This is a genomic window from Streptomyces sp. R41 (assembly GCF_041053055.1).
Classification (GTDB): Bacteria; Actinomycetota; Actinomycetes; order Streptomycetales; family Streptomycetaceae; genus Streptomyces.
The window spans coordinates 2341185-2356493 of the sequence record NZ_CP163443.1 but is presented as its reverse complement, the minus strand read 5'-3'; the positions used below and the strand labels follow the sequence as shown (position 1 = coordinate 2356493).

Below are 15309 nucleotides of genomic sequence, written 5' to 3'. Positions count from 1 at the left end.
TTGGCCAACGGGCGTTTCGCCTACGTCTGTTGGCCGACACCGGTTGGTCAGCACGGGTTGGCCAACACCGGTTGGCCAACACCGGTTGGTCAATACCGGTTGGCCAACGCTGGTTGGCCAACGCCGGTGGGCGGCGGGTCAGTGAATACGGCCCGCCGCCAGCACCACCCGCGCCAGTTCCCGATGGCAGATGTCGCTGTGGGCCCCGGACGGGGGACCGCCACGCTTGACCACGGCCGCGGCGTCGATGTTCACGCATCCCGACGTGGGGAGCCGCGTGCGCAGGGCGTCGGCGAGCGTGTACGACTTCGTGCCCGCCACCGCCTGCACCCCGTCGTGCCCCATCGCACCCCACTGGGCGCCAAGGGCACGGCCGATGCCGAAGTCCGCCGTGACCGTCCGGGAGTCGCCCGCCATGCGCGAGGCCAGCGGATAGATCGTGCCGAGCGCCGAATCGAAGTGGGAGTAGCAGCACACCAGGGGACCGTCGATCCGGTTCTGCTGGCCGTCCAGCACACCGCTCGCCCGTGCGTCGTGCGGCAGCCGCGCCGCGAACGCGTAGTGCGAGAAGGCCCCCTGGAGCAGCGTCACCGACTTCACCGTGCGCACGCCCTCGGGCAGTCCGCGCAGCGCGAAGGAGACCAGGCGCCCGCCGAAGCTGTGCCCGACGAGATGGACGCGCACATCGGGCGCCGCCTCGGCGAGTTGCCCGATCGCGCGCCCGAGCCCTCGCTCGCCGACCGTGCCGGCGCGCCGTTTCATCGCGTAGTACGTGGCCTGGCGCAGCAGTTCGTGCGCGCCGTCCCACAGCCGTGGCAGCGCGAACGAGGCGGCGCCGGGAGTCTCGGCCTCGGCCAGCGCCTGCGCGAACTCGCCGCAGACCGTCGCCGTGTCCCCGAAGAGCATCTCGGGGTCGCTCTCCGGCACCCCCTCCGCCAGCGTGTCCGCGGTGAAGGCGGCCTGCGGCCCCTGCGGCCGGACCTCTACGAGCAGCCGTACGAGACGTCCGAACTCTTCCAACGAGGCGCCCTCGTCGGGCTGTTGGTCCAGCAGCCGCGCGATCTGCTCGACCACCGTCGCGCGGCCCGGAAACACATCCAGGAGCGCGTGCCGGGTGTTCTTGTCGAGGACGGGCCGCGCGGTCGTGGCGGTGTCGGCGGCCACTGACGCCGGGAAGTCGGGGATCGGCTCGTCAGAGAACCGCATCGAGGGCCACACCACTCCCACGTATCCCAGGCGCGCCGTGGGCGCGAGCGCCGGGACGGGCTCGAAGAAGCGGCTGTAGAGGCGGGTGGCGCCCGAGCGGTCGTTGTTCCAGCCGTGCGCGAAGACGACCACGTCACGGACCTTGCGCTGCGGTACCTCTTTCAGCAGCCGGTCCCGCTCCCGGCCGTCGACGTCCCCGTCCGCGTCGAAGGTGAGCTCCCAGTAGGGAGAAACACTCACTGCCGGATCGGCCATGACAAGCCCCCTCGTCCCCCGTGGGCGGTGCGATCTGGGCGCATCGTCCTACCGGGGGCGAAGGTTGGCCATACGTCACGACTCATCCGTAACTCATCCGTAGAGGAGGTACTCCTTCCGCACCCGCTGGAATGCCTTGAGTTCGTCCTGCCAGGCCGCCACGACCTCGTCGGCCGTCGACCCCGCGTCGATCATCGTGCGCACCAGCGTCGAGCCCGTCAGCTTGTCGATCCAGTTGTCGGAGCGCCAGGTGAAGCCGCTCCAGACCTTCTTGGCGGTCACGAGGAGGGCGATGCCGGTGCGCACGGGGTCGTACGCCGCCCGGTCGTGCACATGGATCTGCACGCCCCCGATGGTCTTGCCCTGGAACTTGGAGAAGGTGGGAGCGAAGTACGCCTCCCTGAAGTGCACGCCGGGGAGCCCCAGCCGACCGGCTTCGAGGGCCCAACGTCCGTCGATGCCTTCGGCGCCGAGCAGCTCGAACGGACGGGTGGTGCCGCGCCCCTCCGACAGATTCGTCCCCTCGAAGAGGCAGGTCCCCGAGTACACCAGGGCGGTGTCCGCCGTCGGCATGTTCGGGCTCGGCGGCACCCAGGGGAGCCCGGAGGTGTCGTAGAACTCCGAGCGCTTCCAGCCCGACATCAGTACGGTGTCCAGCGCCACCGGCGCCGCCAGGAACTCCCCGTTGAACAGCCGCGCCAGCTCCGCCACCGTCATCCCGTGCGCCTGCGCGATCGGCTGCCGCCCGACGAAGGAGGCGAACTCCTTGTGCAGGACGGGTCCTTGGGCCGCCCGCCCGGTCACCGGGTTCGGCCGGTCGAGCACCACGAAGCGCTTGCCCGCGAGCTGAGCCGCCTCCATGCAGTCGTACAGCGTCCAGATGTACGTGTAGAAGCGCGCGCCCACGTCCTGGATGTCGAAGACGACGGTGTCCACGCCGGAGGCGGTGAAGATGTCGGCGAGCGGCCGGCCGCTCTTCAGGTACGTGTCGTAGACGGGCAGCCCGGTCGCCGGGTCGTCGTAGCGGCCCTCCGAGCCGCCCGCCTGCGCGGTGCCGCGGAAACCGTGCTCGGGGCCGAAGACGGCGACCAGGTTCACGCGGTCGTCGGCGTGCATGACGTCGACGATGTGGCGTACGTCTCTGGTGATGCCCGTGGGGTTCGTCACGATGCCGGTTCGCTGGCCGCGGAGTTTGGCGTAGCCGTCTGCTTGCAGGCGCTCGAAGCCGGTGCGGAGCCTGCCGCCACCGGCCTCGCCCACCATCGCCGGAACCGATGCCAGGGTCGCCGAGGCGGTGCCTGCGGCGAGGAACGTCCGTCTGGACAAGCGCATGGTGTGACCTCCGTGATCGCGGAAGGTTGCACAGGGAACGCTAAGCGCTCCCGCGGTGAGTTCGTAAGCTCTGGGGCGTCTGTGGCTTGTCGCGCCCACGCGGCGGAGCCGCATCTGTCACAGCCCCGCGCCCCCGAAGGGGCGCCTCCGCCGAGGGCGCCCCTTCCCTCTTTACATACCGACTGGTTAGTCTGGCGTCGCAGCAGAGCCGATTCGCGTCGCGTCGAAGGAGACCGATGGTGGAAGCCGTGCAGGATGCCGGAGTGGTCGTCACCGGAGCGGGAGGCGGTATCGGGGCCGCGGTGGCCCGTCGCTTCGCGGCCGAGGGGGCCAGGGTCGTCGTCAATGATCTCGACGCCGCCAAGGCCAAGGCCGTGGCCGACGAGATCGGCGGCATCGCGGTCCCGGGCGACGCGTCCGCGATCGTGGCCGAGGCCCGCGACGCCCTCGGCGGCACGGTCGACGTGTACTGCGCCAACGCCGGCGTCGCCTCCGGCGGCTCGGAGGCGGCCGACGAGAAGGTCTGGGCGCTCGCCTGGGACGTCAACGTGATGGCGCACGTCCGCGCGGCCCAGGAGCTGCTCCCGGCCTGGCTGGAGCGTGGCAGCGGCCGTTTCGTCTCCACCGTCTCGGCCGCCGGACTGCTCACCATGATCGGCGCCGCGCCCTACAGCGTCACCAAGCACGGTGCGTACGCCTTCGCCGAGTGGCTCTCGCTGACCTACCGCCACCGAGGCCTCAAGGTCCACGCGATCTGTCCGCAGGGCGTGCGCACCGACATGCTCGACGCCACCGGCAGCGCGGGCGATCTCGTCCTCCAGCCCACCGCCATCGAGCCCGAGGACGTCGCAGACGCGCTCTTCAAGGGGATCGAGGAGGACCGCTTCCTGATCCTGCCGCACCCCGAGGTCGCGGGGTACTACCAGGTGCGGGCCGCGGAGCCCGACCGCTGGCTGACGAACATGAACCACATCCAGCAGAAGTGGGAGGCGGGCCGGTGACCACCTACGCCGACCGGCCCTGGGCGGCTCTGCTCAACGAGGACCAGCGCGGCCCGGTGAGCCCCGCCGACACCTTGGTGCACGCCCTCCGCGAGGTCGTGACGCACACCCCGGACCGCACCGCACTCGCCTACTTCGACGGGCGGCTGAGCTACCGCGAGGTGGACGAGCTGAGCGACTCCGTCGCCGGACACCTCGCCGCCCACGGCCTGGAGCGCGGCGACCGGGTCGCGATCCTGCTGCAGAACTCCCCGCACTTCGTGCTGGCCCTGCTCGGTGCCTGGAAGGCGGGCGCGACGGTCGTGCCCGTCAACCCGATGTACAAGTCGGGCGAGGTCCGGCACGTACTCCACGACGCGGAAGTGAGCGCCCTGGTGTGCTCGGACCGCGCGTGGGAGTCCTACCTGCGCGAGACGGCCGCCGACTCACCCGTACGCATCGTGCTGACGGCCTGTGAGTTGGATCTCCAAACCCGCAACGACGCGCGCGTGCTGAGCTTCGAGCGACTGCCGGTAGCGGAGGGTGCCGACGACCTCGTGGCGGTCGCCCGGCAAGGCCACAAGGCCCCCGAGGGCCGTGACCTCGGCCCCTTTGACACCGCGCTGATCAGCTACACCTCCGGCACGAGCGGCACCCCCAAGGGGGCCACCAACACGCACGGCAACATCATGTACAACGCCGAGCGGCAGCGGACGGGCCTGGGGCTGCCCGAGGCGCCCGTCTACTTCGCGATGGCGCCGCTGTTCCACATCACCGGGATGGTCTGCCAGCTCGCCGCCTGCCTCAACAGCGCGGGCACGCTGGTCCTCGCGTACCGCTTCGAGGCCGGGGTCGTCCTCGACGCGTTCGCCGAGCACCGGCCCGCTTACACGGTGGGCCCGTCGACCGCCTTCATGGCGCTGGCCGCGCACCCGGCGGTCACGCCGGACCACTTCTCCTCCTTCGTGATCATCTCCTCCGGCGGCGCCCCGCTGCCGCCCGCCCTGGTGGAGAAGTTCCGGGCCGGTTTCGGTCCCTACATCCGCAACGGCTACGGGCTCACCGAGTGCACCGCGCCCTGCGCCTCCGTGCCCCCGGGCCGGGAGGCTCCCGTCGACCCGGTCTCGGGAACGCTGGCCGTCGGTGTGCCGGGCCCGGACACGGTCGTACGCATCGTCGACGACCAGGGCCAGGAGGTGCCGTTCGGGGAGCAGGGCGAGATCCTCGTACGCGGACCGCAGGTCGTGCCCGGCTACTGGCGCCGCCCCGAAGCCACCGCGGAGACCTTCCCGGGCGGCGAGCTGCGTACCGGCGACATCGGTTTCATGGACTCCGACGGCTGGCTCTACGTGGTCGACCGCAAGAAGGACATGATCAACGCGTCCGGCTTCAAGGTATGGCCCCGCGAGGTCGAGGACGTCCTCTACACGCACCCGGCGGTCCGCGAGGCGGCCGTCGTCGGGATACCCGACGGCTACCGCGGAGAGACCGTCAAGGCGTACATCAGCCTGCGGCCCGGGGCCGAAGAGGACCCCGACGCGCTCGCCGCGTACTGCAAGGAGAGACTGGCGGCCTACAAATATCCGCGGCAGGTGGAGATCCTGCCCGACTTGCCGAAGACGGCGAGTGGAAAGATCCTCCGTCGGGAACTTCGTTCCCGGTCCCAAGAGACCCGGTAAAACCCTCTGGAACGCACCAAGACGCACCAGGACTGACTGGAGCGTTATGGACGACAACGATTGGAAGGCAGGTGGCGGCAGTGCCCAGGACGACGGACGGTGACGGTACGCCCGTCCCGCAGCGGCTCTTGGCCGCCGCCACCCGGCTCTTCGCCGAGCAGGGCTACGACCGCACCTCGGTGCAGGAGATCGTCGAGGCGGCGGGCGTCACCAAGGGGGCGCTGTACCACTACTTCGGCTCCAAGGACGACCTCCTGCACGAGGTGTACGCGCGCGTGCTGCGCATCCAGCAGGAGCGTCTGGACGCCTTCGCGGATGCCGACGCGCCGGTCGAGGAGCGCTTGCGCGGTGCCGCGGCGGACGTCGTCGTCACCACGATCGACAATCTTGACGACGCGTCGATCTTCTTCCGCTCGATGCATCACCTCAGCCCCGAGAAGCACAAGCAGGTGCGCGCGGAGCGGCGCCGCTACCACGAGCGGTTCCGCGCGCTCGTCGAGGAGGGCCAGAAGAAGGGCGTCTTCTCCACGGCGACCCCCGCCGACCTGGTCGTCGACTACCACTTCGGCTCCGTGCACCACCTGTCGACGTGGTACCGCCCCGACGGCCCGCTCACCCCACAGCAGGTCGCCGACCACCTGGCTGACCTGCTGCTTCGAGCGCTGCGGCCGTAGCTGGGGGATCCGACGTGGGGCTCCGCCCCAGACCCCGTTCGCGCAGTTCCCCGCGCCCCTGAAAAGGGGCGCGGGGAACTGCGCAATCTTTTAGCGGGGGTCTGGGGGCGGCAGCCCCCAGGTACGGGACGGGCAGGGGCGGAGGGGGCGAAAAACCCACCCCCACCCCCACCCCACCGCCCGACTCACACGTACTTCTTGATCTCCTGTCGCGCCAGCGAGCGCTGATGCACCTCGTCCGGACCGTCCGCGAGCTTCAGCGTGCGGGCGCTCGCCCAGAGTTCGGCGAGCGGGAAGTCCTGACTGACACCGCCCGCACCGTGCAACTGGACGGCCTTGTCGAGGATGTCGACGACCGTGCGCGGGGTGGCGATCTTGATGGCCTGGATCTCGGTGTGGGCGCCCTTGTTGCCGACGGTGTCCATCATCCAGGCGGTCTTGAGGACCAGCAGACGGAGCTGCTCGACAGCCACGCGCGCGTCGGCGATCCAGTTCTGGACCACGCCCTGCTGGGCGAGCGGCTTGCCGAAGGCCGTACGGGACACGGCCCGGCGGCACATCAGCTCGATCGCCCGCTCGGCCATGCCGATCAGCCGCATGCAGTGGTGGATCCGCCCGGGCCCGAGCCGCGCCTGGGCGATGGCGAAGCCGCCGCCCTCCTCGCCTACCAGGTTGCTCACGGGCACCCGGACGTGGTCGAAGACGACCTCGGCGTGCCCGCCGTGGGAGTGGTCCTCGTACCCGTACACCTGCATGGCGCGCCGGACTTCGAGACCCGGGGTGTCGCGGGGTACGAGCACCATGGACTGCTGGCGGCGGATGTCCGCGCCCTCCGGGTCCGTCTTGCCCATCACGATGAAGATCTTGCAGTCGGGGTTCATCGCCCCGGAGATGTACCACTTGCGGCCGGTGATGACGTACTCGTCTGTGCCATCGGAGGCTCGCTCGATGTGGGTAGTGATGTTCGTGGCGTCCGAGGAGGCCACATCCGGCTCGGTCATCGCGAAGGCCGAGCGGATCTCACCGGCGAGCAGCGGCTCCAGCCACTGCTTTTTCTGCTGTTCGTCGCCGAACTGCGCGAGCACCTCCATGTTGCCGGTGTCCGGCGCGGCGCAGTTCAGCGCGGTGGGCGCCAAGTGCGGGCTGCGGCCGGTGATTTCGGCGAGGGGGGCGTACTGGAGGTTGGTGAGCCCGGCCCCGTACTCGGAGTCGGGGAGGAACAGGTTCCACAGACCCTGCCTGCGGGCCTCGGCCTTCAACTCCCCGACCACGGCCGGCGTGTCCCACGGCGAGGCCAGCCGCGCGCGCTGCTCCTCGGCGACGGCCTCCGCCGGATAGACGTACTCGTCCATGAAGGCGAGCAGCTTCTGGCGCAGCTCTTCGGTGCGCGCGTCGAATGCGAAGTCCATGGCGGATCAGCCTTCCTGAAGGGTGGTCAGGCCGTGCTCGATGAAGAAGGGGACCAGTTCACCGATGCGGTCGAAGCCCGCGCCGACCGTCTGGCCGAGCGTGTAGCGGTAGTGGATGCCCTCCAGGATCACGGCGAGCTTGAACCAGGCGAACGCCGTGTACCAGGAGACGGCGGACACGTCGCGCCCCGAGCGCGCGGCGTACCGCTCGACGATCTCGGCCGGGGCCGGGTGCCCGGCGGCCGAAGCGGTCGTGCTGATGGGGGAGTCGGGGAGATCGAGCGGGGCGCTGTACATCACCAGCAGCCCCAGGTCGGTGAGCGGATCGCCGAGCGTGGACATCTCCCAGTCCAGGATGGCCTTGATCCGGTCGTCGGTACCGATCAGCACGTTGTCGAGGCGGTAGTCGCCGTGCACGACTGCGGGCGCGGGGGAGTGCGGCAGCGCGCGCCCCAGGGCCGCGTGCAACTCGTCGATCCCCGCGAGCTCACGGTTCCTGGAGGCGTCCAGCTGCTTGCCCCAGCGGCGCAGTTGCCGGTCGAGGAAGCCCTCGGGCCGGCCGAAGTCCGCGAGGCCCACCTCGGCGGGGTCCACCGAGTGCAGCTCCACCAGCGTGTCCACGAGCCCGAGCACCGCGTCGCGGGTGCGCTCCGGGCCGAGCGGGGCGAGCTGCTCGGCGGTGCGGTAGGGCATGCCCTCCACGAACTCCATGACGTAGAAGGGCGCGCCGAGCACCGCGTCGTCCTCGCACAGCAGCACCGTGCGGGGCACCGGCACGGCCGTCGGGTGCAGCGCGCTGATCACCCGGTGCTCGCGCTTCATGTCGTGCGCGGTGGCCAGCACATGGCCCAGCGGGGGCCGTCGTACGACCCACTTCGCGGTACCGTCCGAGACCGCGTACGTGAGATTCGACCGTCCGCCTTCGATCAGCCGGCCGGTCAGGGGGCCGTTCACCAGTCCGGGCCGCTCACGGTCGAGCAGGCCGCGCAACTGGTCGAGATCGAGACCTGGCGGGTGGTCTGGGCTCATCATTGCTCCTACGCACACGGAAACGGGACGTGACTATGATGCCGACCAGTCGGTATGTCGTCCAGAGAGTGCGCCAAACGTGATCGGCGTCTCGCCCCGGAGTCGGCGAATCCGGGGCGAGACGCCGGTCGAACCGGCCTAGTGGTCGTCCCAGTGGCCCTCGTGCGAGGCGTGCCGGTGGCCGTCGTGCAGATAGTCGAGGTGGTCGCCGTGCGCGACGGCGGGGTGCCCGCAGTCCTCGCCGTGCTGGTGGCCGTGTCCGTCGTGCGCGATGTGACCGCTCGGCTCGCACTCGTCCCAGTGCCCCGCGTGCTCGCGGTGCAGATGGCCGTCGTGCGCGTAGTCGACGTGGTCCCCGTGCCGCACCTCGGTGTGACCGCAGTTCGGGCCGTGGGCGTGCTCGTGGGTGGGGTGTTCCTGGTGAAGGGTGGTCATGCTGCTCACCTTCGGAAGTGGCGTGGAAGGACGCCTCAGGCTAACGCCGCAAACTGTAGTAATTCCGGCTATTCCGGCTTGCGTGCCGTCCGACTACCCCGGAGGGTCGAGGGCATGAAGGCGATCAGCTACAGCCGGTACGGCGGGCCCGACGTCCTGGAGTACGGAGACGTCCGGGACCCCAAGGTCGGACCCGACTCCGTCCTGGTGAAGGTGCGCGCGGCGTCCGTGAACCCCGTCGACTGGAAGTGCCGCGAGGGCCACCTGGACGGGATCCTGGACCCCGTCTTCCCGGTGATCCCCGGCTGGGACGTCTCCGGCGTGGTCGTCCAACCCGGCGTGTCCGTCACCGAGTTCGCGGTCGGCGACGAGGTCATCGCATACGCCCGCGAGGACTTCCTCTCGCGCGGCACCTTCGCCGAGTACGTCGCGGTGCCCCTGCGCACCCTCGCCCGCAAACCGCTGAACCTCTCCTTCGAGCAGGCGGCGGGCCTGCCGCTGGTGGGGCTCACCGCGTACCAGATGCTCACCAAGGTGCTCGACGTGACGGCGGGCGACACCGTCCTCGTCCACGCGGCCGCGGGCGGCGTCGGGTCGATGGCGGTCCAGCTCGCCCGCCACCTGGGGGCACGCGTGATCGGCACGGCGAGCGAGCCTCACCATGATTTCGTACGGTCCCTGGGCGGCGACCCCGTCAGCCACGGCGAGGGTCTCGCCGAGCGCGTACGGGCCCTCGCACCGGAGGGTGTGGACGCGGCCTTCGACACGATCGGCGGCGACACGATGAGGATGTCCGCCGATCTGCTGGCCCCCGAAGGCCGGCTGGCCTCCATCGCCGACCCCGACGTGGTCGGCTTCGGCGGCCGCTACTACTTCGTCCGCCCCGACCCGTACGACCTGCAGAGCCTGTGCGACCTCGCCGAGCAGGGCGTCGTCTCGGTCCATGTCTCCGAGACGTTCCCGCTGGAGCGGGCGGCGGACGCGCATCGGCTGAGCGCGGAGGGGCGTACGCAGGGGAAGATCGTGGTGACGGTGGACTGGGGAGACTGAACCCGGGCCATCCTCAGAGGCGGACTCGACGCCGGCCCACCCTCAGAGGCGGACTCGACGCCGGCCCACCTCAGAGGCGGACTGAACCCCGGGCCATCCTCAGAACACCAGTGCCACCGCGCATACGGCCAGTGCGACCGTGCACAGGGTCGCCGCCGTCGCGTGGCGTGGCGTGAGCGCCGGCGGGCCGTCGGTGCCGGATGCCGCGAGCACACGGATACGACGGTGGGCGACGGCCAGGAAACCCAGCCAGAGCGCGCAGCAGACGGCGCAGACGACGACTGAGGCCACCGTGAGGCCGCCGTGCAGGGCGGCCTTCGCGGCGAGCACGGCGGCGACGGTGCCCGACAGGGTCGTACGGCGCCACGCGAGCCGCGTGCGTTCCGGCTGCAGGCCCGGGTCGCGTTCCCGGGTGGGCTCGGTCATCCTTCCCAGCCGACGAGTACGACGACGACCATCGCGACGGCGACGATCGCGACAGCGATGCTCAGCACGGCCGGGAAGCGGGACACCGGCAGGTCTTCGCCCTTCCGCATCGCCCGCTCGCACCGGATCCAGTGATTGACGGCGCGCAGCGAGCAGAGCACGCCCGCGCCCAGCAGGGCCAGGGCCAGGCCGACGCGCCAGCCCCACCGGAGATCGGGCAGGAACTGGTCCACGGCGAAGCCGCCGCCGATCAGGGCGAGAGCGGTGCGCAGCCAGGCCAGAAAGGTCCGCTCGTTCGCCAACGAGAACCGGTAGTCGGGCGTCCTGCCCTCCTCCCGGACCTCCTGGGGCGCGAACCACAGCCGGACATTCCGCACGAGTTCGATCACGTGCAGGACCCTACCGGGGCGTGTTGTCAGTGCGGCTCGCTACGGTGCGGAGCATGGACTGTCCCACGTCACTGGCCCGGTATGCCGAGCCCGGCCACGGCATCGCGCCCGCCGAGGAGCTGGTCGAGCTGCCCGGGTTCTGGCCCGCCTACTTCGTCCCGGGCTGGGACGAGTTCATGGAGGAGCCCGAGCTCTTCGGCGCCGACGCGGCGGATGTCGACGCCGCGACCGAGGCGCTGTACGACGCGACGGAGGTCTGGCCCGCCTACCGGATACCGCTCACCGGCGGTCACCTGCTGTGGATCGTCCACCGCAACTTTCCGGATGACCCCGGCACGGACTATCTGATCACGCACACCGACTGGGACCGGGACGCGTCCCTGGCCTCGATCGAGGGGCACTTCAGCGGTCCGGGGCTGTCCTGGCCCGAGCTGGTCGCCGTTGCCGACTCGGCTCCGGCGGACGCGGAGGGCATACGCGACCCGGACGTGCGGCTGCTCCTGCTGCTGCCCGCGTTCGGAGACGCGGACGTGCCGATGGCCAAGGCCCTGTCCCGGATTTCCGGCGCGCTCGTCGCCGTGGGGGTTCCGGCGAAGTCGGCGTCCGGCGTGGCGGAGCGACTCCTTGACCATCCGTTCTGGGACGGCCCCACATGGGCGGTCCGCGGCGCGAGCCCGCTGAGCGGGGGCACGGCCGAGCCCAGCCCGCTCGCGCTCTGCGACGGCCGCTACAGCCCGCGGGCCGTGCCCCTGGCCATGGGGATCACGCCTGCCCAGGCGCGGGCGCTGGCCGGTGCGCTGGGAGCGGCTGGGCCCATCGATCAGTCCCCTGCGCGGTAGTCCCTCAGACGCTCGTAGGCGGCGAGCCCGTCCGGCACCCACGCCCACTCCGTCAGCCGCCGCTCCACCTCCTCCTCGGGGAGGAAGTCGTGCCAGGCGACCTCCTCGGCCTGAGGGTTCACCGGCAGCTCGCAGCGGACCTCGTACACGGCCGACCACCAGGTCTGACCGGCACCGTTGTCGTACAGGAACGTGAAGAGGGGCGAGGGCCGGGGCAGCCCGGAGACGCCGAGTTCCTCCTCGGCCTCGCGGAGCGCCGCGTCGTCGTAGGACTCGCCCGCCCCGACGACTCCGCCGACGAACATGTCGTACAGGGAGGGGAAGACCAGCTTCGTAGGCGTCCGGCGATGGACGAAGACGCGGCCCTCGGCATCCCGGGCCTGAATGAACACGCACCGGTGGCGCAGCCCACGCGCATACGCCTCCCCGCGCGGGGACTGCCCGACGACCTGGTCGTTCTCGTCGACGATGTCGAGGATCTCGTCAGCGGGACTCGTGCCCCCGGCCACACCCATGCCCCAAGCCGCGCTCATGTCGGCGTCCCCGTCCACGCTCATGGCTCCATCCAAGCAGCCCCGGGCCCTGGGTGGAGCGGCAGCGCTCCCGCCACTCTCAATGCGCCTGAAGATCCCGTGACGGCTCCGCATGTGCGGTCCCCGCCGGCATCGCCGGATGCAGCCCCAGCAGCACGATCCCCACCACGATGGACGCGAGCCCCGCCGCCTGCCAGGCGAGCGCCCCCACGTCCGTACGGAGCTGGTCGCCGAGGAAGCCCACCCCGCAGACGATCCCGGCCAGCGGCTGGGCCGCGGTGAGCGCGGGCAGTGACATCCGCAGCGGTGCGGTCTCGAAGGCGCTCTGGACCAGGACCAGGCCCGTCACGCCGAGCACCAGCACCGCGTACGGCTGCCAGCCGGTGAGCAGCTCGCTCCAGCCGCCGGCGCCGAACCGCTGCCCGCTGACCCGGGTGAGCGCGTCCTGGACGCCGTACAGCAACCCCGCGGCCAGCGAGAGCAGCACGGGCCCGGAGCTCAGCCGGGACCGCTTCGCGTAGGTGGTCAGCAGCAGTGCGAGGCCGACCATGATCCCGATGATCAGCCAGTGCCGAAGGGGGTTGGTGACGGCGTCGCCGCCCTGCGGCTGACCCGCCACGATGAACGCCGTGACGCCGCCCGCGAGCAGCACGAGCCCGGTCCAGCCCTGTCGCCCCAGCGCCTGCTTGGTCTGGTAACGGGAGAGCGCGAGCGCGAAGAGCAGGTTCGTCGCGAGGAGTGGTTCCACCAGGGAGATCTCGCCCTTGCCCAGGGCGATCGCGCCGAGGACCATGCCGCAGACCATGAGCCCGATGCCGCCCAGCCACCGCGGAACCCGGATCAGGTCGAGCAGCAGTCGGGGGGAGAGGAAGTCGCTCAGCGGCGCATGCGAGGCGACGTTCTGCTGGAGCACGAAGCCGAAGCCCAGACAGCAGGCCGCGCTCACGGCAAGGATCAGAACGAGAACCGACACGCTGTGTACCTCGAGACGGTCAGGCGGGCCACGGTTGCGTATCCGCCGACTGTAGTGCCAAGGGCCGGGGCCTGCCCCCAGGAGTACCCGGAACCAGGCAGTTGACTCGGTCACTCTTCTTGCCGAAGGATCTGACCGATCAGTAACAAGGTGTGGCCGACCAGCGCGGTCAACCTCCACCAATGTCTCATCAACCAGCGACGATGCCGATCGGTTCGTGACAAACCTCATGACCACGCTCATGGGGAACTTCATGAGGCCCCCTCATGACGACGCCGATCCGACCAGTCGGAATGCCGAGAGGACGCGCCCATGGCCTACGACGCAGATGTGATCGTGATCGGAGCGGGCCTCGCGGGGCTCGCGGCGACCGCGGAGCTCGTCGACGCGGGCCGCACGGTGATCCTCCTCGACCAGGAACCGGAGCAGTCGATCGGCGGTCAGGCGCACTGGTCCTTCGGCGGGCTCTTCTTCGTCGACTCGCCCGAGCAGCGCCGCCTGCGGATCAAGGACAGCCACGCGCTCGCCCTCCAGGACTGGATGGGCACGGCCGCCTTCGACCGGCCCGAGGACCACTGGCCGCGTCAATGGGCCGAGGCGTACGTCGACTTCGCGGCAGGCGAGAAGCGTTCCTGGCTGCACCGGCAGGGCGTGCGCTTCTTCCCGGTGGTGGGCTGGGCCGAGCGCGGCGGCTACGACGCGGGCGGCCACGGGAACTCGGTGCCCCGCTTCCACATCACGTGGGGGACCGGGCCGGGCCTGGTCGCGCCCTTCGAGCGGCGGGTGCGGGCCGGCGTCGCCCGCGGCCTCGTGCAGCTGAAGTTCCGCCACCGCGTCACCGGCCTCTCGCGCAGCGCCGGATCCGTCGACACGGTCACCGGCGAGATCCTGGAGCCGTCCGGCATCGAGCGCGGTCGGGCCAGCAGCCGCAGCGTCACCGGCGCCTTCGAGCTCAAGGCCCAGGCGGTCGTCGTCACGTCGGGTGGCATCGGCGGCAACCACGACCTCGTACGCGCCAACTGGCCGGAGCGACTGGGCACTGCGCCCGAGCGGATGATCTCCGGCGTCCCCGCGCACGTCGACGGCAAGATGCTCGGGATAGCCGAGGAGGCGGGCGCCCACCTCATCAACCGCGACCGCATGTGGCACTACACCGAGGGCATCCAGAACTGGAACCCCATCTGGGCCAACCACGGCATCCGCATCCTCCCCGGCCCGTCCTCCCTCTGGCTCGACGCGCGCGGCAACCGGCTGCCGGTGCCTCTGTTCCCGGGCTTCGACACGCTCGGCACGCTCGAACACATCATGAGGACCGGGTACGACTACACCTGGTTCGTGCTCGACCAGAAGATCATCGGCAAGGAGTTCGCGCTCTCCGGCTCGGAGCAGAATCCCGACCTCACGGGGAAGTCCGTCAGGGACGTCATCGGGCGGGCGCGCGCCGATGTGCCGGGCCCGGTCAAGGCGTTCATGGACAACGGCGTGGACTTCGTCGTCGAGAAGGACCTCGGCGCGCTCGTACGCGGGATGAACGCGCTCACCAAGGAGCCGCTCATCGACGAGGCGGAGCTGCGCCGGGTGATCGTCGCGCGCGACCGGGAGGTCGCCAACCCGTTCACCAAGGACCTTCAGGTGACGGCGATTCACGGCGCCCGCAGGTTCCTCGGCGACAAGCTGATCCGTACCGCGTCCCCGCACCGCATCCTCGACCCCAAGGCGGGCCCGCTGATCGCCGTCCGCCTCAACATCCTCACCCGCAAGACCCTCGGCGGGCTCGAGACCGACCTCTCCTCGCGTGTCCTCACCGAGGGCGGCGACCCGCTGGAGGGCGTGTACGCCGCCGGAGAGGCCGCCGGGTTCGGCGGTGGCGGGGTCCACGGCTACCGGTCCCTCGAAGGTACGTTCCTGGGCGGCTGCCTGTTCTCCGGGCGTACGGCGGGACGGGCGGCGGCCAACGCCGTGGGCTGAGCCCCGGCGAGCTTCCGGCAGGTGGCGGGTCGCGGGTTCAACTCCGCGGCCCGCAGGGGTAGTTGACACGTGTAGCGGATGGGGCGGCCCTTGACTAAAACCCTTGGCTGCGGGTTTGCTGTGCGTGATCGG

Annotated in this window: 15 protein-coding genes; 6 read left to right on the top strand and 9 right to left on the bottom strand. The window is 70.6% G+C overall.

Annotation, left to right across the window (positions count from 1 at the left end; translation table 11 throughout):
- Positions 1-138 precede the first annotated feature (138 nt).
- Complete coding sequence (locus AB5J53_RS11095; protein WP_369245458.1) at positions 139-1461, bottom strand: serine-threonine protein kinase; 1323 nt, start codon at positions 1459-1461, stop codon at positions 139-141.
- Positions 1462-1554: 93 nt separating this feature from the next.
- The gene (locus AB5J53_RS11090; protein ID WP_369245457.1) at positions 1555-2793 is read right to left on the bottom strand and encodes an exo-beta-N-acetylmuramidase NamZ domain-containing protein; all 1239 of its coding nucleotides are present in this window, start codon (positions 2791-2793) and stop codon (positions 1555-1557) included.
- Positions 2794-3029: 236 nt separating this feature from the next.
- Between AB5J53_RS11090 and AB5J53_RS11085 the strand changes: the two genes are divergently transcribed.
- From AB5J53_RS11085 to AB5J53_RS11075, 3 genes are all read left to right on the top strand, one after another.
- Complete coding sequence (locus AB5J53_RS11085; RefSeq protein ID WP_369245456.1) at positions 3030-3794, top strand: SDR family oxidoreductase; 765 nt, start codon at positions 3030-3032, stop codon at positions 3792-3794.
- Positions 3791-5452, top strand: a complete 1662-nt coding sequence (locus tag AB5J53_RS11080; protein WP_369245455.1) for a class I adenylate-forming enzyme family protein — start codon at positions 3791-3793, stop codon at positions 5450-5452. The genes AB5J53_RS11085 and AB5J53_RS11080 overlap by 4 nt, the downstream gene beginning before the upstream one ends.
- Positions 5453-5532: 80 nt before the next feature.
- Positions 5533-6126: a TetR/AcrR family transcriptional regulator gene (locus AB5J53_RS11075; RefSeq protein ID WP_189187803.1), complete on the top strand. Its 594-nt coding sequence runs from the start codon at positions 5533-5535 to the stop codon at positions 6124-6126.
- 185 nt (positions 6127-6311) lie between these two features.
- Here AB5J53_RS11075 and AB5J53_RS11070 read toward each other — a convergent pair whose 3' ends face one another.
- From AB5J53_RS11070 to AB5J53_RS11060, 3 genes are all read right to left on the bottom strand, one after another.
- Positions 6312-7535 carry an acyl-CoA dehydrogenase family protein gene (locus AB5J53_RS11070; protein ID WP_369245454.1) on the bottom strand — a complete coding sequence of 408 codons (1224 nt, stop codon included), beginning with the start codon at positions 7533-7535 and terminating at the stop codon, positions 6312-6314.
- 6 nt (positions 7536-7541) lie between these two features.
- Positions 7542-8564, bottom strand: coding sequence for a phosphotransferase family protein (locus AB5J53_RS11065; protein ID WP_369245453.1), 1023 nt, complete (start codon positions 8562-8564; stop codon positions 7542-7544).
- Positions 8565-8702: 138 nt separating this feature from the next.
- A complete protein-coding gene (locus AB5J53_RS11060) occupies positions 8703-8999 on the bottom strand; it encodes a hypothetical protein (RefSeq protein ID WP_369245452.1) in 297 nt (98 codons plus the stop codon).
- A 114-nt stretch (positions 9000-9113) separates the two neighbouring features.
- Here AB5J53_RS11060 and AB5J53_RS11055 point away from each other — a divergent pair, with 114 nt between their 5' ends.
- Positions 9114-10049 carry an NADP-dependent oxidoreductase gene (locus AB5J53_RS11055; protein ID WP_369245451.1) on the top strand — a complete coding sequence of 312 codons (936 nt, stop codon included), beginning with the start codon at positions 9114-9116 and terminating at the stop codon, positions 10047-10049.
- A gap of 99 nt (positions 10050-10148) precedes the next feature.
- On the opposite strand, the gene AB5J53_RS11050 is transcribed toward AB5J53_RS11055, so the two are convergent.
- Both AB5J53_RS11050 and AB5J53_RS11045 read right to left on the bottom strand, forming a co-directional pair.
- The gene (locus AB5J53_RS11050; protein ID WP_369245450.1) at positions 10149-10475 is read right to left on the bottom strand and encodes a DUF202 domain-containing protein; all 327 of its coding nucleotides are present in this window, start codon (positions 10473-10475) and stop codon (positions 10149-10151) included.
- Positions 10472-10864 carry a YidH family protein gene (locus AB5J53_RS11045; RefSeq protein WP_369245449.1) on the bottom strand — a complete coding sequence of 131 codons (393 nt, stop codon included), beginning with the start codon at positions 10862-10864 and terminating at the stop codon, positions 10472-10474. The genes AB5J53_RS11050 and AB5J53_RS11045 overlap by 4 nt, the downstream gene beginning before the upstream one ends.
- Positions 10865-10917: 53 nt before the next feature.
- Here AB5J53_RS11045 and AB5J53_RS11040 point away from each other — a divergent pair, with 53 nt between their 5' ends.
- Positions 10918-11703 carry a hypothetical protein gene (locus AB5J53_RS11040; protein WP_369245448.1) on the top strand — a complete coding sequence of 262 codons (786 nt, stop codon included), beginning with the start codon at positions 10918-10920 and terminating at the stop codon, positions 11701-11703.
- Here AB5J53_RS11040 and AB5J53_RS11035 read toward each other — a convergent pair.
- On the bottom strand, positions 11685-12218 hold the full coding sequence (locus AB5J53_RS11035) for an NUDIX hydrolase (protein WP_369252163.1): 534 nt from the start codon (positions 12216-12218) through the stop codon (positions 11685-11687). The two genes, AB5J53_RS11040 and AB5J53_RS11035, sit on opposite strands and share 19 nt — an antisense overlap.
- A 97-nt stretch (positions 12219-12315) precedes the next feature.
- Positions 12316-13209: a DMT family transporter gene (locus AB5J53_RS11030; RefSeq protein WP_369245447.1), complete on the bottom strand. Its 894-nt coding sequence runs from the start codon at positions 13207-13209 to the stop codon at positions 12316-12318.
- A gap of 312 nt (positions 13210-13521) precedes the next feature.
- Here AB5J53_RS11030 and AB5J53_RS11025 point away from each other — a divergent pair, with 312 nt between their 5' ends.
- Positions 13522-15177 carry an FAD-binding dehydrogenase gene (locus tag AB5J53_RS11025; RefSeq protein WP_369245446.1) on the top strand — a complete coding sequence of 552 codons (1656 nt, stop codon included), beginning with the start codon at positions 13522-13524 and terminating at the stop codon, positions 15175-15177.
- Positions 15178-15309: the final 132 nt, after the last annotated feature.